This window comes from Arthrobacter sp. E44, from assembly GCF_041877125.1.
Lineage (GTDB): Bacteria > Actinomycetota > Actinomycetes > Actinomycetales > Micrococcaceae > Arthrobacter.
In genome coordinates this window covers 1-17,925 of record NZ_JBHDJA010000040.1, presented here as the reverse complement: position 1 = coordinate 17,925, position 17,925 = coordinate 1, and the positions used below count along the sequence as shown (strand labels likewise).

14 protein-coding genes and 2 pseudogenes are annotated in these 17,925 nt (G+C 60.7%); 9 read left to right on the top strand and 7 right to left on the bottom strand.

Features of this window, described 5'->3' with window-relative positions; translation table 11 throughout:
- A pseudogene (locus ACETK3_RS20915) lies at positions 1 to 165 on the bottom strand (IS256 family transposase); the annotation flags it as partial.
- A gap of 71 nt (positions 166 to 236) precedes the next feature.
- Between ACETK3_RS20915 and ACETK3_RS20910 the strand changes: the two are divergent.
- Positions 237 to 512, top strand: a pseudogene (locus tag ACETK3_RS20910) (DUF4113 domain-containing protein); the annotation flags it as partial.
- A 41-nt stretch (positions 513 to 553) separates the two neighbouring features.
- Positions 554 to 874: a hypothetical protein gene (locus ACETK3_RS20905; RefSeq protein WP_373993561.1), complete on the top strand. Its 321-nt coding sequence runs from the start codon at positions 554 to 556 to the stop codon at positions 872 to 874.
- Positions 875 to 1,124: 250 nt separating this feature from the next.
- Here ACETK3_RS20905 and ACETK3_RS20900 read toward each other — a convergent pair whose 3' ends face one another.
- From ACETK3_RS20900 to ACETK3_RS20885, 4 genes are read right to left on the bottom strand one after another with little or no spacing between them, the layout of a single operon-like run.
- Entirely contained in the window at positions 1,125 to 2,087 is a 963-nt protein-coding gene (locus ACETK3_RS20900; RefSeq protein ID WP_373993560.1) for a hypothetical protein, read from the bottom strand.
- On the bottom strand, positions 2,084 to 2,422 hold the full coding sequence (locus ACETK3_RS20895) for a PadR family transcriptional regulator (protein WP_373993559.1): 339 nt from the start codon (positions 2,420 to 2,422) through the stop codon (positions 2,084 to 2,086). Before ACETK3_RS20895 ends, ACETK3_RS20900 begins: the two co-directional genes overlap by 4 nt.
- 13 nt (positions 2,423 to 2,435) lie before the next feature.
- Positions 2,436 to 4,853: a tyrosine-type recombinase/integrase gene (locus ACETK3_RS20890; protein ID WP_373993558.1), complete on the bottom strand. Its 2,418-nt coding sequence runs from the start codon at positions 4,851 to 4,853 to the stop codon at positions 2,436 to 2,438.
- Positions 4,850 to 6,052 (bottom strand): tyrosine-type recombinase/integrase, encoded by a 1,203-nt coding sequence (locus ACETK3_RS20885; RefSeq protein WP_373993557.1) that lies wholly within the window; start codon positions 6,050 to 6,052, stop codon positions 4,850 to 4,852. The genes ACETK3_RS20890 and ACETK3_RS20885 overlap by 4 nt, the downstream gene beginning before the upstream one ends.
- A 168-nt stretch (positions 6,053 to 6,220) precedes the next feature.
- Between ACETK3_RS20885 and ACETK3_RS20880 the strand changes: the two genes are divergently transcribed.
- From ACETK3_RS20880 to ACETK3_RS20870, 3 genes are all read left to right on the top strand, one after another.
- Positions 6,221 to 6,364: a hypothetical protein gene (locus ACETK3_RS20880; RefSeq protein WP_373993556.1), complete on the top strand. Its 144-nt coding sequence runs from the start codon at positions 6,221 to 6,223 to the stop codon at positions 6,362 to 6,364.
- Positions 6,365 to 6,470: 106 nt separating this feature from the next.
- Positions 6,471 to 7,373, top strand: coding sequence for a DNA/RNA non-specific endonuclease (locus tag ACETK3_RS20875; RefSeq protein ID WP_373993555.1), 903 nt, complete (start codon positions 6,471 to 6,473; stop codon positions 7,371 to 7,373).
- A gap of 163 nt (positions 7,374 to 7,536) precedes the next feature.
- On the top strand, positions 7,537 to 7,752 hold the full coding sequence (locus tag ACETK3_RS20870; protein WP_373993554.1) for a three-helix bundle dimerization domain-containing protein: 216 nt from the start codon (positions 7,537 to 7,539) through the stop codon (positions 7,750 to 7,752).
- Between the two features lie 111 nt (positions 7,753 to 7,863).
- Here the strand turns inward: ACETK3_RS20870 and ACETK3_RS20865 are convergent, their stop codons facing one another.
- Both ACETK3_RS20865 and ACETK3_RS20860 read right to left on the bottom strand, forming a co-directional pair.
- Entirely contained in the window at positions 7,864 to 9,036 is a 1,173-nt protein-coding gene (locus ACETK3_RS20865; RefSeq protein WP_373993553.1) for an AAA family ATPase, read from the bottom strand.
- A gap of 409 nt (positions 9,037 to 9,445) precedes the next feature.
- Positions 9,446 to 10,171 carry a DUF5677 domain-containing protein gene (locus tag ACETK3_RS20860; protein WP_373993552.1) on the bottom strand — a complete coding sequence of 242 codons (726 nt, stop codon included), beginning with the start codon at positions 10,169 to 10,171 and terminating at the stop codon, positions 9,446 to 9,448.
- Between the two features lie 427 nt (positions 10,172 to 10,598).
- Here ACETK3_RS20860 and ACETK3_RS20855 point away from each other — a divergent pair, with 427 nt between their 5' ends.
- The 4 genes from ACETK3_RS20855 to ACETK3_RS20840 all read left to right on the top strand — a co-directional run bounded on the left by ACETK3_RS20855 (position 10,599) and on the right by ACETK3_RS20840 (position 17,634).
- Positions 10,599 to 11,672: a YaaC family protein gene (locus tag ACETK3_RS20855; RefSeq protein WP_373993551.1), complete on the top strand. Its 1,074-nt coding sequence runs from the start codon at positions 10,599 to 10,601 to the stop codon at positions 11,670 to 11,672.
- 241 nt (positions 11,673 to 11,913) lie between these two features.
- Entirely contained in the window at positions 11,914 to 13,401 is a 1,488-nt protein-coding gene (locus ACETK3_RS20850; RefSeq protein ID WP_373993550.1) for an N-6 DNA methylase, read from the top strand.
- The gene (locus tag ACETK3_RS20845) at positions 13,394 to 14,572 is read left to right on the top strand and encodes a restriction endonuclease subunit S (RefSeq protein WP_373993549.1); all 1,179 of its coding nucleotides are present in this window, start codon (positions 13,394 to 13,396) and stop codon (positions 14,570 to 14,572) included. The genes ACETK3_RS20850 and ACETK3_RS20845 overlap by 8 nt, the downstream gene beginning before the upstream one ends.
- A gap of 41 nt (positions 14,573 to 14,613) precedes the next feature.
- Positions 14,614 to 17,634, top strand: coding sequence for a type I restriction endonuclease subunit R (locus ACETK3_RS20840; RefSeq protein WP_373993548.1), 3,021 nt, complete (start codon positions 14,614 to 14,616; stop codon positions 17,632 to 17,634).
- The last annotated feature ends 291 nt before the right edge of the window (positions 17,635 to 17,925 follow it).

Below are 17,925 nucleotides of genomic sequence, written 5' to 3'. Positions count from 1 at the left end.
TATGACCGTCTTGGTCAGCTGTTTGAGCAGCCCGTCCGGACCAGTCAGAGACAATCCCTGTTCACGGGCCATCCTCACCAGCTCACGGGCGGCCTCAGCCTCCGAATCTTCCTTCGGTTTCGCAGTGGTGTCCGCAGTCTTCACGGCATCCAGTGTCACCGGCATATCCAGCTCATTCCTGCCAAGCAGACCGCCTGGCGTGTCGAGCCGGATACACCGTTAATTCCACAGTCCCCATCCATGAAGGCGTGAAGTACGCCAGGGCCGGGATCATGGTCACCGACCTGCGGCCCACCGGCAACCAGGCACCCTTGGCCCTGTTCGTAAACCCGCACGAGGAACGCCGCGTCGGAACACTCCTGGAAGACGTGACCCGCCGGTACGGGCGCGGCGCCATCGGCCTCGGCCACGCCGGCATCAAGACCGGTCTGGACTGGACCATGAAACGGGACATGCTCTCCCCCCGCTACACCACCCACTGGGATGAACTCCCCCTCGTCAAAGCCGCCTAACCACAAGCCACACGCATGACCGCACCACGAAAGAACACCCCATGACCCTCACGCCCGAAGCCCCCACACGGACTCACGATTTCCAGGTCCGGACCGACTCGGCAGGCAAGCCCCTCGCCATCCGCTACGACGGACGGATCTGGATTGTCGATCCCGACACCGAAACCCAGCACTGGTACGGACGGGACGCTTGGTGGGACACCCGGCGGACCGCGGCCGTGGGCAGCGGCGACATGGTCAGCATCGAGTACTGGCGCGTCCAGGTCCGGCTCGGCTCCGACTCGGCGCTGCGGACCTTCACGATCCGCCGTGAACCGCTCGCAACACAGTGGCTGCTGGAGTCCATCGATGACGGCTCCTGAGTCCCGGCCCCCGAGGAGTCCGGGACCGATCAGTGATCAGACGTGGGAGGCGATCAGGGCGGAGTTCACCCTGCCGTCCCTGGCCCAGGTCCGCCGCAGGTTTGCTGAGCTCATCGATGACCCTGAACCGGTGATGCAGCAGCTTGTCCGCGTCTTCTTATCCGGACTACGGAGGGTGTCCCGATCCAGTTCGTGTCAGTGCCGGCTAAGCACCAGTCAGCCGAGAATAGGAAGTTCGCATGGCGCCGACTTAGAGGTCACCCTTTCGTTTGGAGATCTGGCTTAGACGAGTGTTCCAGGCTACGAATGCGCCCGCTGTCAGGCATGCGGCGGCAATTGCCCCCCAGAGCGGGATGGGTATGTAGAGGACGAAGAGCGCTTTGATGGGGAGGGGCAATAATGCGATGGCGAGCAGTACCGCGATTGGCCGGAGTCGCCCCTGAATGCCCCAGGTCAGAAGACCTGCCACGAGCAGTGAACCTCCAGCTAGGGACAGGATTTCAGCAGACATGGCGGCGCCGCCTGGGTAGAAGAACCTTTGAGCTCCTCCTCCCTGCAGGTAGCTGGTGAAGCCCAATATCAGGGCACCTAAAGGTGCGCCAATCGTCAGCACGCGGCGAAGCGTTGCAGTGTGTACGGGATCGCCGACCAGACTCAGGATTGAGCCGCCAATGAAGACTGCCAGCACCGGCCAACTCACGGAAACCACGCCGTTGATTGCTGATGACATCAGCGGTGTAGTCACAGCCGTGAGGATTGAAAGGCCTAGGAGGATTCGTCGCAGACCACTCAGACCGAGAACTGCTGCTCCAAAAGCTGCCAGAACCAGCACATAAGTCAGCGCAGCTGGGGTGGTGAATGAGGCGAAAAGCCCTGGGCCGGGGGCGTAGCTGTTGTATCGGAACCATCGCCCAAGCTCACCTAGGACAAGCATGATGGCGGCGAAGATAGAAGCAACCGTCAAAGCCATGCATGAGACGTTGTCTCGCGCCTGCGCCGGAATGCCGCCCAGAATGCGTTCGCATCGCGTAGTTAGGCCGGCACCGATCAGGTTGAACAGCTCCGAAGTGGATGCGACGGTCCTGCGTTCCTGCTCGGCAGCGTCCATGAGGACTCCCAGCATTTCGTCGCCGTTGCGCTTTCGCCAACTTCTCGGGTAGGCCAACAGTGCCCGGCGATAGCTGGATTCCAAGGATGTCAGTGTTTCGCTCATGCCAGACCTCCGGCCGGACGGAGTTGAAGGCTGGCTTTGGCCAGGCGAACGTTCGCGTCGAGTCTTTTCACTTCCCGATGGAGTTCATCGACTCCGGCGTCAGTCAGGTCGTAGTAACGGCGGAGCCTGCTCCCCACGATTTCTTCACGGACCACGATGATGAGACCTTCTTCTCGTAGCCGATCCAAAGAGGCATACAGAGTTCCCGGCTGCAGGGCCACGCGGCCCTCGGAAAGTCTCTTGGTCTCGGCGAGAAGTGCGTATCCGTGCTGCGATCCTTGGGCCAGAACCGACAGCACCATGAACGTTGGTTCTCTCATCTCACGTTTGCTCATACCGTGAATATATTCAACTCATCTGACTATCCGGCTTAGGTGGATCGGCGTGTCGGTTCGGCCGCCCGACCGTTGGGATTCCTAAGTCGACGGCGCCGGGCATTTGGCGACTCTGCAGCTTGAACATCTGGGCGAGCTTCATTTCAGCGCTGTTGAGCGTAACCCGGAGTCCTTCGGCATCACCGATCCAGCCGTGTTGTTCGGCTTCGGTAATGCGTTCTTCGAGGTTGTCGATGATGTCCTGCAGCCTGTTGATCTGGCTGGGATCCGGACGGAGAAGGGCACAGCGGAGGCAGGCGTGTTCGTGTTGACAGCCTGTTCCGTATGCCCGTCCGCAGCTGCCCAGGCTGAGTTTGCGTTGCACGAAATGGGCTTCGAATTCGTCCCATTCGGCCGCGGTTGGTTCGCGGTATTCTTCGGTGGGCCGAATGACCCGTCGCTTTTCGATGAAGGTGCGGTGGTGCCGGATGACGTCCCTGGGATAGATCGCTGCGTATCCCTGGGTCGTCGCCAGGCTGGCGTGCCCCATCAGCACCTGCACGATGTGTGGAGGCAGACCGCTGGCAAGTGCCTCGGTTGCGAAGATGCGACGGAAATCGTGCGGGGTGAACCTCACCTCGGCACCGCTGACCTTGATATGTGCGCGTCGCGCCAAGTCATTGAGCAGCGTGGAGACGGTGGCCGTCGTCATCACGTTCGGCGGTCCGGCGCCACGGCGGCGGACGAACAGGTGCGGCAGGGGTGAGCTCAGCACTTTCTCAGCTGAGTCCCATCGCTGTGTCAGCGGTGCACTACCCGTGTCCTTGGTGATACGAGAAAGCACTCGGTACAGCACGTGCACGAGCTCGGGGCCTGCCACCATCAGACGCTCGGTGTCGGTCTTGCTCGGAGCGAAGTGCAGCAGCGGTATGGTCTCTCCGGTCGCTGGAACCTTGTAGGGCTGGATGCTCATGTGCACCAACTCGAGGACTTCTTCGATCCGTGCACCGGTGTGTCGAAGTGTCTCAACAAGCGCCCAAGTCCAAAAGGCGTTGTCCTCCTCAAAGGACAGGTCCCGGTCCTTTCCATTGCGCCGAATCCGGACATGTGCATATTCACTGCTCTGGAAGACTTCCCAAGCCTCGCCGTCCATGTCGATAGTTTGGCCGGCGCCGGCCATCTTGGCATCCGCCAGGGTTGCTTCTGCTGCGCGGAGGGCCTGTTCGGCAGCCTCCACCAGACGGGGCAACACGGGAGCCAGTTCACGGGTGCGCTGTTGCATCGTTGCGATGGTCGCGCGCCGGTGCTTCACGTAACCACGGGTTTCCGCGAAGGTTACGGGGCTTGGAGCGACCCATTGCGCCCAGAAGGCATCTTCGAGTGCCCATTGGCTGATGTCGAGATAGAACGCCCGGACGGAGAAGAAGACGCTGTAAACTTCCCGGCGCGGCGAGCCGTCGGCCTTGACTTTGACCCTGGCTTTCCAGCCAGCAGCCTGCTCCGGAGTCAGTGCGAAGCTGCGTTGGTCAGGGTCGTGCTTGACGATGTCGGCGAAGAAGAGGCCGGCCAGATACCTGCCCAAAGCACAGAGCGAGGCGTAGTCGAGGCCAGCCGACCGGACCTGCAGATAGCGGATGAGTGGTTCCCGGCAGGGGCCGGTGATGCCGTAGTAGTCGACCATCTCATCCACCGTTTTCGGTCCGACGCGGAGCCGTGTAGGCATGGTCCCGGAATCGTGTCTGATCCATCCCAGCCCGTGCAACACGGGCCATACGGCGGTCAGCCCGCTGCGGCTGACGTCGATCAGCTTCCCGGGAAGCTGGGTAGTCAGGTCGAGGATGTCTTCGGCTGTGAGCTGGCGGATCGATTTGCCTGTATGGGCCTGAATGCGACCTAAGGTCAGGATCCCGCTAGTGGCCTGGGCCGGTGAAGCCTTCGCATGGACGAGGGCGTTTTCGAGTTCAGCTGTGTGGGCGGGATCCCGGAACCGGCTGAGTGCTTTCCAGAAGGCAAAGCGCTGACCCGCGAGCCACCGGTGGGACGGGCGCATGACGTCCAGAGCCAGCAGCGGTCCCATCGCCGCATTGAGTCCTTCGACCTCGTTGCGATTCTTCGTGTTCTTGCTTGAACCACCGGCTATTCTGAGCCGCCACGTCAGAGCGTCATGCCCGACCTGGCCCTCGAACAGCGCCCAGCGATCCTGCCAGGTTTCACCCGGCAACTGCCTCAGATGACCGAGTAAGCGCCGAATGCGCGCCCTGTGCTCATGCACCTGTGGCCAGTACGGGCGGCAGTGCTCAAGACGGTTGATGATGTCCTCAATGCTGGCGCTGGTCAGCGGTCCAGGCGGGATGGGCGGCAGTGCAGGCGGTTGTTGTCCCTGTGGTGGCGGCGTGTGGTCATTCCAGCTTCGTCGTGCGGTCTGGATCTTATTGATGGGCGGAGTTGTCACTGGTTCCCCCAAAGCACGCGCAACTCATCGGGGTTATAGGGCTGACCGGCCGGTGAACTGTCAGCGGCAGGGGAAGTCCTGCTGCTCAGATGGGTTCGGTAATGCTCGATGACTTCCTCCAGACGTGGAACCGCGTAGACCGTGGTCGTAGTCAGCGACTGGTGACCCAGTAACTGCTGGACTTCGTGAAGGCCCATCCCGCCCTCGAGCGCTCGGATCGCGAACGTGTGCCGCAGATCGTGCAGCGTCCAGTTCGAACCGAGAAGGTCGTTGCAGCGTCTCAGGACGGCGCGCATGGCTTCGTAGGTCAGAGGACGGGGCTCGCCCCGCAGCGTGAGCCAAACCGGCTCATCCGGGCCGGCAACGCCTCCTTCGAGCTGATACAGCCGAAGCCATACGAAAGCATCAGGAGCCGCGGGTAACCATTGCAGCTGGCCACCTTTGCGGTAAACGCCGATCAGCTGGTCACCCACGTTGACCCGGTCGCCCGTGAGCCCGAGCAGCTCGCTCGCCCGCGCACCGCTGCTGACATAGAACGCCACCAACGCCCGATCCCTGTTGGACCGCAAACGCCGGAACAGATCGTTGAACTTACCATCCGGGATTGATCTGGGCACCCGGTTTGCCTGGCGCTGACGCAAGGGCTGGCGCCGCACCAGAGCAAACTCCCGCTGAGGATCATGATGCGCATGGGATCGCCCACGACGCAGCTCGAAAGGATTCACGATAGGCCCGTCACCCATCCGAAGCTGGAAAGCGTAAAACTCCTTACACACCGTCGTCGTGTGGTTGATCGTCGAGGGCGAGTAACGCACTCCGAGATGCTTCTTTCCCGTGACAAGGTTCCGGCTCCCCCGCCGCTGAGGGACGTTACGATTCCCGACGAACTTCTCGGCCTGGCGCGCCCACAACACGAAGTCACGCGCTTCAAGGGACGTTGCCTGCTCCCAGCTGACCCCGACAGCCCACAAAAATCGAAGGAACCGAAGCAACGACAAGGCATAGCTTCGTACCGTCTGAGGCGAACGGTCCGACGCTGCCAGGTCAAGCAGATACTCCGTGGCAGGAGCGAACTCCTCGCCCACCGCGTCGAGGATAACGAACCCGGGAACACCGGAGCGAGGAATCACCCGCCCGACGTTCGCGACAGTCAGCCCCTCCGCTCGATGCCCATCCCGACTGCAATCCGAGAGATCCATGACCAAAGCATGACGCTGACAGGGCTCGTCCCAGGTTGGAGACACGCGCGTTAACCATCGACTTAGTCCGGTAAACAGATCATTGACGACGGCACCTACTGTCCGGGGTTTCAGTTCCTCGCCGGCGGCCGGCTCCAACCGACCGTTGTGGACCTTTTCCAGCGGGCGATGGAACTGAGAATCCCGCACAACTACTTCACGGTCTGGATGATCACACCGTCCCGGGAACTCGGTGGAGCCCGCCCCGTGGACCTCCTGAAAGGCGGTCCCGCTCCCCTGCTTCTCGCGCTGGAATCCTTCCGCTGGCGCTAGAAACGGACCGCGCTGGCGGGGTGCGTAACCCTGCCGAGAGACCCCAGAGAATGACAGGAATGTCCGCGTTCACCGCAGTGTCATGTGCCGCTGTTAGGGTCGGCGGATGGATGAACTCTTGCTGGGACAGATGCCTGCCGCCGCGGCCCGTGAGCTGTCGGGCCGGGCGGGGTTCGACGTCAATTTCCTCGGTCCGGCCGTGCCAGTTCCGGCCCTGCCCGGTGCTGAGACGGTATTGCTGCCTTACACGCACTTCTCCGTGCTCATGCGGCCAGATAAGCGTCTCGCCGCGGTGACTGCCTTGGGGATTGACGGGGCGAAGCTAATGGACCTGGACAGGTCCGGCATCCAGTGGCGGCTTGACCCCCGGCTTGGCGAGGACCAGCAGACCGGTGAAAGGGTATACGCCCGCAACGACATCGACCGCGGCCACCTGGTCCGCCGGGCCTCAGCGGTGTGGGGCGACACCCGCGCCGAGGCCGCACAGGCCAACGAGGACACGTTCCACTACACGAACGCAGCCCCGCAGGCGGCCAAGTTCAACCAGGGGCTGGAGCTGTGGCTGGGAATGGAGTCCTACCTGCTCGATAACGCAGCCGACCATGGCCGCCGGCTCGTAGTCTTTACCGGACCCATTTTCAGTGACGTTGACCCGGTCTACCGCGGCGTCGACATTCCCTTACAGTTCTTCAAGGTCGCTGCCTTCCTGCACGATGGAGAGCTGGCCGCGACCGGCTACATCGTGGACCAAACGCCCCAGCTCGGTGACCTGCCGGACGTTCCCCGCCCCGGCCTCACCGGCGATGCGCCCCCGTTGGGGCCATTCCGCACCTTCCAGGTGCCCATCAGGGACATCGCCAGCCTCACAGGGCTGGACCTGGACCAGCTGGTTGCCGTGGACCGAATGCCCATCGCCGCCACCTTGCCTACCGCACGGCCCACCACCGCTTGGCGCCAGCTCCACTCCCGCGAAGACCTGGACCTGGACTTCGATCTGGAAGACCACTGATCTCCTAAGCAACCGGCATTCGGCTGTGGGGGAGCTGGACTGCGAACCGTCCACCGGCGCGCACGGGCGCAGGAACCCGGGTTCCGCATTACGCCAGTGCCTGCCGCCCTAAGCCGTAAGCAGGCTGATGGACGCCGCGGCCACTGGCCATTCAGACTGAACCATGGACGACACGGAAAAGCATGAAACCATCGCCAAGGTCACCAACCGCCTCGCCGCGCGCTTCCCGGAAACGCCCCGGAAAGTCATCGCCGGCGTCGTAGCCGAAGAGTATGAACTCCTGGACAGTGGCCGGATCCGCACCTACATCCCCACTCTGGTCGAACATGGTGCCAAGAACCGACTTCGCAAAGTCGCTGCCCGTACCGAGAACGCGTAGACAACCGAGACCTTTCCTTGGATCCGGGACGGTCTCCGCGGGAAGCTATGTTCCGGCGCCATCTGCCCCGAGGTCTAAGGTTCGGGGATGGTTCCGGCGAGCCCCGACTGGCTAATCTTCGAACTGCCGACCGATGAAGCCTGACATGCCGGGGACTGTGAATCGGACGGCGCCGTGATCGGGGGCGTAGATAAGGCCTTTGGATATCAGGCTGGATCGGGCGACGGTCAGCTGGCTGGCTGCACGGCTAAGTCGTGAGGCCACTTGGGCAGTAGATGAGGCTTCGTCGTGGTCCTCGGCCATGGCCCGGAGATACTGGCGTTCTGCTGGTGTCGCCCGTTGCCAGCGAGATCTGAAAAAGCCTGCGTCGAGTTGTTCTGTCCCTATTTCTATGGCCAGCCGGGCATCGTCAAGGTTGACTGTTTTGCTGGAGGATACGTCCCAAACGGCCTTGCCGTAGGCCTGCAGGAAGAAGGGATAACCGTCGGCCGCGGTGACGAGCGCCCGCAGTGCATCTGCTTCCAGGTGCGCACCCAGCCGGTTCATCGGCAGGCTGATGGCGTCCGCCGCCGAAGCGTGGTCAAGGGCTCCGATGGTGCGGTAGTCAAAGAGGCGCTCAGAGTAGGACCTCGTGGCGCTGAGCTTTCCGGGCAGGTTGGGCAGCCCGGCCCCAATGATGAAGAACGGCCAGCCTTTCTGGCCGGCCAGGTGTTGGACCGAGATCAGTGCGCCCAGAAGTTCCTCGTCCAGGTCCTGCATTTCGTCGATGAAGATTCCGAATCCGCTGCGGGATTTGCCCATGGCTGTTGCGATGTCTTCAACAAGCTCCTCGAGGTCGATGTCCAGGTTCCCTGAGTCCGCCCGGCCTTCCGTGGTCCCGAGCGTCGCGGAGACTCCCGTAACGCCGAGGGTGACATTGAAGGAACCAATGCTGCCCAGGACATCCTTGACGTAGTCCCAGGCAGACCTGGTGCGCAGCCTTCTCGCCCCCGCCTCAATCGCCCGGGCCAGTTTTTGCCGGGTTGCCTTCCGGCCCTCCGGAGAGGGCTGGGCTTCTATCTGCACGACAAACCAGTCATGCCGCTCTGCTTGCGCGACGAAGTTGTTCAGCAGAACGGTCTTCCCGACACCCCGGAGGCCGGACAGGAGCATTCCCCGCTCAGTGGCTTGGCGTTTGGTCCTGACAATCAAGCGGTCGAACGCTTCGATTTCTGCTTCGCGTCCCTCCAGCGCCGGCGGTTTGAGGCCTGAGCCTGGGGCGAAGGGGTTCATGTCGGAGTCCACCCGGACAGTCTATAGAAAAGTATGAACCGGTATAAGGAACTTCTTATATTTATGGATATTTTTTTATGACTCGGATATAGGTGGCCACGAGTCCTCCGGTCCCGCGAGGGCGTTGCGTCCGCGGGCGATCTCAAGTTCTGCCATATCGAGCAGCCGTCACCCAGGGAGACGTCCAAAGGCGCTAGCCTTCACGGCCGTGGGTACCTGTCGAGAGCCGAAGCGATGTTCAGGAAGGCCACAGCGGAAGGCAGCATTCACGGTAGGTATGGTCTGGCCAGGGTCCAAACCTGACGCTCATCAGTCGGAAAGCCTGACGTCGGGCTGGAGTAACCCAAAACTGACAGTCATGTTCAGCTGACTTTGGGCGCCCGCTCTGGCGCCGTCTAACGCAACAGGGTCACCCACACCATCAATGCCCAGGAAACAATCTGGTGATCAAGGCCGCATGCGACTGTTGCAGCAGAATCGGCGGATTTTCCCAAAAGTCAATGAGGCGGTCCGCCGCGAACAGCAGGTACATGGCGGTCACGCGGTAGCTGTCCCGGACATCCGAATCAGGAAGTTGCAGCCTAGTACCGTCGTGCTTGACGTAAAGCCTCCCCGTAGACCAGCCGGCATGGCTAAACGCGGTTTCCTGTAGCCACGCGGCATACGTTGCCTGCGCCTCTTCTGCGTCCGTCAGTGCCTTGAACGATAGGAGGTTGTTTTCATCGTTTGGTGGCATCTCAGCCTCGGCCATTGTCCGGAGTAGATCGTAGTTGATGTCCCACTTACCTGCTGTGGCCATTTCGATCTTCTTGAGCGTTTGTTGATAGGCCTTGAACAAGCTGTTCACGGCTTTCTCAGGCGAGCGAGTCAGCCAAAACATGGCGGTGCAGTGTTCCATCAGCGATCGTCGCAGGGGCGCAATTTCGGCATCAAAACCGGCATCGGCCAATGTCACGATGGCCTCCGACGTTCTAAGCATGTGCTTGAACCAGCTGTAGGCTACCTCGCTCGCAATATCGCTGCCGGCGCTGGCCCGGATGCGAATTTGCGTCAGGTCAGATGCTTTATAGACAGCCAGGGCATCCAACAGAATTGCCCGGCTATCCTGCTTTCGTTCCACAAGTGCTCCCGCCACTTTCGTTGCCATCAGCATTGTGGTCCGGACGGCCTCTTCAGCGTATCGGACCATTCCAGATACGTCCGAGTGCCGATTCCCGAAAGTCAAAAACGCTGCCCACCACCTTTTGACGGACTTTGATACCGCACTCGAGTTCTGACCGTTCGAGCATGTTTAGCCCCCTCGCCGGCGTTCGGCAAGCCAGTGCCGGACTGCCGTCCGCCAGGGTGCATTTACCGTCGCACAAGGACTAACCGTCAACTGGCGCCCCGGACGACCTTGCGGAGCTATCAGAAAGGTCGTTATTGACCTGCTCATCGACGCGCCTTCAAAGCGAGAGGATCCTTGGTTGTCCACGGAATGCACAGGCGACCAACACCAGGACGGCTGCCGGACGCAGGCCGATCGATAGTGCCTCTTACAGGCCTGATTGAAGTCCGGGCCCTATTGTTCACATATGAGCACATGGGCTGACCTTGAGGCGGCACCGATCAAACAAATCTGGCAGGAGCTGCGGAGCCTCCGATCACAGAAAGTGGGGAGGGCGATCGGTGGTGACAGGCGTGCCACCTTCAACGCCGCACTTGAGCAGGCGGAACAGCTTTTCACCGCAGCCTCTTCTATTGGCACGGCCACACAGCCGATACTGCTCTTTTACGGGCTGTCGCAGCTGGGACGGGCGGTCGCCGCAGCGTCCAACAAGGTGGGCAAGGAATACAAGCTAACTGGTCACGGCATTAAGGATGGCGAGCTTCAGGGGGCCGCGTCCCTAGGCCTTGCCCAACTGGTCGTCCAAGGGCTGCCCAATGGTTCCTTCCCCGTCGTCGCCAAAGCCCTCGACGCGTCACCGATGAGTGAGCCGCTGCCACTAGGCAAGATCTGGGGTCTCCTTCCAGGCGCGGAGCGTTTCATGCTCCCGGGTAGTGGCGGACTCCAGCGGCTGGTGCTAACCCCCGAGAGTTCGTTTATTGTGCCCGGCGTGGAGACAGCAAGAGGTCAGCTTTACCCATTGCCCATGGAACTACAGCTCAGCGTTGCTGATCCCGCCGGGGCCCGAGTCCCCGTTGAAGACAAGGTCATAGACAAGGAAAAGAAAGTGCTCGGCGAGTTCCTTGCGGGCTACCCCTCATTGATGGGATGGAGCCTTCCGGACCCTGTACAGCCCATCCCTTACGGGCGAGGGTTTTACGGAACGCAGCCCTATTTGGATGTCTCGCTTCTCTTTCCGAAACCGTCAGACGTGGACGAAGGGTCATCCTTGGCCCAGCGGGGAGTTGAGTACCACGGGGAAAACTACATCTATCCGAGGCTTGACCGCACCATGCTCCCCGCGCATCCGTTGCTCTTGTGGTGGTCCGTGCTATTTACACTCTCGCGACTAGCCAGATATGAACCCAATGTTTGGCTGAAACTTACCTCAGTGTCTGAAGACGCGAGTGCCGTACCCATCGAATACATTCTCGGAGAAGCAACCAGAGCAGTCCCCGAACTCGCGCTACGAGCAATCATCCGCGACGCCGCCGGCGACTGATTCCATCACGCCAGTCACCATCATTCCGCGGCCCACAACCCGTCGTGTTTGAAGCGCGTCCCCCACAGCGCTTCAACTCCATTCCACGCGTGACAAGCCGCAGACACGCTCATGTTCCGTTGCTGCAGTCCGGGTACGGCATAGTAGCCACTAGGACCCAGAGTGGCCATAGGCCGCCTCACATGCTTGAACATGACACGGAGAACGACTAGTGACCCTCACCCCCACCGAGCCACAGCACATGACGCAGCGTCAGCTTGAATCCACTTTGTGGGCTGCCGCAAACGCCCTTCGCGGACCGGTGGACCCCGGGGACTTCAAGGCCTACGTCTTTCCCGTGATGTTCTTCAAATGGATTTCGGACAGCTGGGACCATGAGCATGCCCGTGCAGTCGCCGACTTCGGCAAATCGCTGACTGACGAAATTGAAGCGGACTACCACGCTTTCACCATTCCGGACGGCTGCCACTGGGCTGACGTTCACCAGACAGCGATCCAGGTCGGCGCCAAGCTCAGCGAGGCGCTGCAGCGCATTCAGCTCGCCAACCCGAGCAGCCTCTCAGGAGTCTTCGGAGACGTGAACTGGGCCAACAAGGAGCGCCTGCCTGAAGCGGCTCTTACCGCCCTGCTGGACACCTTCCACCCAGTGAAACTCGACCCGGACTCCGTCAATGGCGATATGCTCGGCTCTGCATATGAGTACCTGCTTCGGGAGTTCGCGGAAGCTTCCGGCAAAAAGGCCGGAGAGTTTTTCACCCCTCGCCATGTGGTCCATCTCCTGGTAAAGATCTTGGACCCTAAACCGGGAGATTCGATCGCTGACCCCGCCTGCGGTTCCGGCGGCATGCTCGTCGAGACGGTGTCCGCTGTCCGTGAAGCAGGGGCAGACCCGCGCACGCTGCGCCTGTTCGGGCAAGAAATCAACCTGACCACCTCCGCCATCGCCAAAATGAACCTCTACCTCCATGGCCTTGAAGATTTCCGGATCGTCCGCGGTGACACGTTCCGCGAGCCCAAGCTCCTCGACGGTGACGGACTCCAACTCTTTGATATAACTCTGGCAAATCCGCCATTCAGTTTGCAGAACTGGGGAGCCGATGCATGGGCGAAGGACCCCCACAACCGCGCCTCCTGTGGCATCCCGCCTGCCAAGAACGGCGACTTCGCATGGATCCAGCACATGCTCGCCACCATGAAACCCGGCACCGGGCGCGTGGGCGTCGTCATGCCACACGGCGTGCTGTTCCGCGGCGCCAAAGAGGCAGCTATCCGTGAGTGCATCCTCAACCAGGACCGGCTCGAAGCCGTTATCGGGCTGCCCACCAACCTGTTTTACTCGACCCCAATCCCTGTCTGTCTGCTGATCTTCCGCGCTGCGAAACCCGACGACCGTAAGAACCACGTCCTTTTCATCGACGCCAGTAAACGGTTCGAAGCCGGCAAGAACCAGAACACCATGTCCGAAGAGGACATCAACGTCGTGAATGCCGCCTACAAATGCGGCGAAGACATCGACGGCGAGGGTGGACTCAGCCTCCGCCTCGTACCTCTGGCTGAGATCGCCGACAACAACTACGACCTCAACCTCGGCCGCTACCTCAAAGGCGCAACTGCAGCTGAGGCAAATGTGGAGGAAGCCCTCATCCTCATGCGGGAGGCCCAGGCGCGGCTCGCTGTAGCTCAAGTCGCACTTGAAGAGAAACTGAGTGCGGCGGGCTTCAATGCGTGAGGGATGGCGTGAAGCCGCGCTGGCAGATGTAGCGGTGGAAGTGAAGGCACGTTTACAGCCTGGGACGGTCGCAGATTTGCCCTACGTCGCGCTAGAGCATGTCTCTTCAGGCGTCCCTAAGATCGTGAGGTCCGGACTCTCACAAGACACAGTTAGCCCCACAACGCTCTTTCAGCCTGGAGACGTTCTCTTCAGCAAGCTCCGTCCCTACCTGAACAAGGTGGCGGTCGCGGAGGAAGAAGGTTGCTGTACAAAGGAAATCTTGGTCTGGCGAACCGCGGATGAATCGGCCGTATCACCGTCCTATCTCGCGTTGCTTCTCAGAAGCGGCCAAGCGATTCAATATGCAACCGATATGAGCGCCGGTTCACGAATGCCCCGTGTTTCATCGGGACAAATGGAAGCGTTTAGGGTGTGGCTGCCTCCCCTAGACGAACAGAGGCGCATTGCAGATCTGATCACGGCCATGGATGAATCGATCGCTGCTTCAGCCGAGGTCGCTGTGACAGCCGAAGAACTAGTAGACGAATTGCGTGAGCAACTCTTCATGCCCAAGTCGAACTGGGACGAAACAGAGCTGGGTGATCACCTAACCAGGATTTCTGAACCCGTCAGGGTATTAACAGATGAAACTTACACGGAAATCGGGGTACGGTCCCACGGACGCGGCGCGTTCCTGAAGGCACCGATCACAGGAGCAGCTCTCGGTAATAAGCGCGTGTTCTTTGTCCGGCCTGGACAATTGGTATTCAACATCGTTTTCGCATGGGAGGGAGCTGTGGCTGTTCTCGGGCCGGAAACGGAAGGCATGATCGCTTCCCACCGCTTTCCGACATTCGCGAGTCCGGTGGACGACGGCGTAGACCTCCTCGCGCATTTCTTTCAAACCGCTCAGGGAAAGGGCCTACTAGACCTATGTTCCCCTGGCGGGGCGGGCAGGAACCGAACCCTCAATCAAAAGGCGCTCATGTCATCGGTCGTAAAAATACCACCGGTAGAGGAGTGGTCCTCAGTGGTGCGTCTGCTGATATCGGCTATCAACCATGCAGTTGCCTGCCGCGAGTCCGAACATGAGCTGCGGACGCTCCGTTCCGAGCTCTTGACGGTTCTGCTGTCGGGGGAGCATGAGATTCCGTCCACATATGATGAGGTCATGTCCGCGGCCTTCTAGTTGCGGATCTGACGAGCTGGGGAGCGTTGAGGGTGGCGGCTGTGTTCAATGAAGCGAATTCGGTGCAGGCTCCGATCGTTGAGCTACTGAAGGCCGCTGGCTGGACGTACTTGTCCGGTGCAAGCCTGGAACGGGCGCATGAGTCCGTGCTGCTCGAAGCGGACCTAACCGCCGCGCTGATCCGGCTGAACCCGAGGATCGCCGAAGATCCTGCGCGCGTACACGAAATTCTGTCGCGGCTGCGGATGCTGCCGCTGGCGGTTGCCGATGACGGTCTCGTGCGCACGAACGAGACCTTCACGTCCTGGCTGCGAGGCCACGAAAATCATCAGTACACGGGCACAGCATTTCATGAGCCGGTTCAGCTGATCGATTTCGCGAACCCGACCGCGAACACGCTGGTCGTATCAGCTGAGGTGACATTCGGCGTACCTGGGCACTCGTGCCGGTTCGACATCGTGCTGTGGGTCAACGGCATACCCGTGGTGGTAGGGGAGACAAAAACCGCCGTGGACACGAAGATGTCGTGGGTGAAAGCTGCACGGGATATCCATGACGTATACGAGAAGCAGTGGCCGCAGTTCTTCGTACCTGGCGTTTTCTCGTTCGCGACTGAGGGCCGCGAATTCCATTACGGCGCTGTCGGGCAAAGCATCGAGTCCTGGCAAATGTGGGGATCCACCGCTGACGATGCTGCCCTGTCGGGCTGGCCGCGCGTGAAGCGCAGTGTGGAGCTGTTGCTCTCGCCCCGAACGGTCTTGGACGTCCTGGCCGATTTCTCGGTGTACGAGCTGACCCGAAGGCACTCGGCTGCGCCCAAGCTGAAGAAAATTGTGTGCCGCTACCCGCAATATGAGGCCGTCATGGCGTTGCATCGTCGGGCCTTGGACGCGGGCCGCAAACAGGGGCTGATCTATCACACGCAAGGATCCGGCAAGACCCTCGCCATGGTGTTTGCCGCGGCGCGGCTTCTCAAGGACCCGCGCCTTAAAAACCCCACCGTTGTTTTGATCGCCGATCGCAAACAGCTCGTCCGCCAGACCTATGACCAGTTCCGGACTGTCGACATGCCTCGCTTGGAGACTCCCGAAACCGCCGCCGAACTACGCTCCGCGCTGGCCCGGGATAAGCGCGGGCTCGTCTTCACAACGGTCCATAAGTTCCGAGAGGCCGGCCTCCTCAATGACCGCGAGAACATCATCGTCCTCGTCGACGAAGCCCACCGGACCCAGGAAGGCCAGCTCGGCAATCATCTGCGCGCCGCGCTGCCGAAGGCGCGCTTCTTCGGCTTCACGGGCACGCCCATTGCCGACACTGACCGCAACACTTTTTCGCTGTTTGGTGATCCCGGGGATCCAGGGCATGCCCTGAACACCTATGACTCGGACCGTTCTATCGCAGACGGCACCACCGTGCCCATCCACGTGCAGCCACGGCTGGTGAAGTTCCACATCGATAAGGACGGCCTTGAGCGGGCCTTCGGAGAGATGGTCGACGAGGAGGGCCTGGGTGAGGCTGAGCGTGATTTTCTTTCCGACAAGGTATCCAGTGTCTCCACCTTCTTCTCCAACCCTGAACGCATTCGCAGAGTCTGCACCGACATCGTCGACCACTTCTACTCGACTGTTGATCCGCTGGGCATGAAGGCTCAGGTTGTGGTGAATGACCGCTCCCTCTGTGTCGCCTACGATCAGGAACTGCAGTCCCAGCTGGCTAAGCGCGCCGCGGACGGGCAGCCTCTAGATGAATGCTCTGTCGTGATGTCCGTCCAGTCCAAAGACGCCAGCGCCTGGCAAGGCCACAAGCTAAGTGAACAGCAAGAAGAAGACCTGCTGGACAGGTTCCGCGCACTTCACGATCCGCTTAAGTTCCTCATCGTCACGTCCAAGCTAGGCACCGGGTTCAACGCCGACAACGAAGGTGTCATTTATCTGGATAAGCCGATGAAGCTGCACACCCTCTACCAGACCATCACGCGCACCAACCGGCGATGGAAGAATCCGGATACCGGGCAGGAGAAACGCTACGGCCTTATCGTCGACTACGTCGGACTAGGCGATGGATTCGCCCGGGCCATGTCGCCGGCCAACCCGGAAACCAAACAGCGTGAAATAGAAGTCGACGCGCTTATTGACCAGTTCGTCGAAGAGCTTGAGGAGGCCTTGGAACGCTTCGAGGGGATCGACCGGACACAGGCAGGCTTCGACTCCCTGCAGGCAGCGCTACAGCGGATCCCGACCGACAAGTCTCGGGACCGTTTTGCTGCCCGCTTCCAGATCGTCCAAGGGATCTGGGAGGCGTGCTATCCGGACATGCGCCTGGACACCTACCGGGATGACTACCGGTGGCTCGGCAAGGTCTACCAAGCCGTCATGCCGACCGATACGTCCAATGAAATGCTCTGGCACCGTCTCGGGGCCAAGACCCTCCAGTTGGTCCATGGGCACATAACCGACGTACGGGTGCGCGACAGTGCCGTGACAGCAGTGATCGCCGACGCTGAAACGATCAAGAAGCTTATCGATGAAGGGCTCCTGGATCCCGACGATGAGGTGACCCCGACCAAGACGGCCGAGCAGGTTATGGACACCATCGCGAGCCGGATCCGCCGCCGACTGCAAGGCCCCAATGGCGACCATGCCGTCTATAAGTCCCTTGCCGAACGCCTTGACCAACTTCGTGAGCGGACCATGGGCCGATCCGAGGACTCGATTGATATTTTGCGTGACATTTTTCAGCTGGCCAGGGAAGTCACCGTGGCCGAAAATGCCGAGGACACCGCCGGTACGCACGGGCTGGACCTGCTGCCCGACCCGAATGTGGGGGCACTCACACAGATCTTCGAAGAATACGCTCCGAAGGACACCCCTATTATCGTGGGACACGTTGTGGCGGACATTGACTCCATAGTTAAGGAAGTCCGATACGACGGATGGTCTGCCACGCAACAGGGAGACCGACTGGTACGCGTTGAGGTCCGCAAAGCCCTGGTCAAGTACGCGCTGCCAGCCTCCGGGGAACTTTTTGACCGGGCCTACGCCTACATTGCGGCGCACTACTAACAGCAGGCCGCCCCCCAATTATCAGGCCCCTCCACAAAGCGGTCGTTATTGAGTCACCCTGGTCCCGAGTGAGGACACGGTCACCATTTTGCGCCTGTTCGCGCATGAGGGTAGCCAGATCGCGAGCGGCGGCTGTTGGTAAGACACGAGATAGAGTCCCTGACGAGTTCGGGACTGCTGAAGGTTTAGTTGACAGCTGGGGTTGATAATTTCTTACGCGGCTGAGGCCGCGTTTTTTATTGTCTCAAACTCGATGGGTGTCAGCCGGCCGAGGGCGCGTTGACGGCGTTT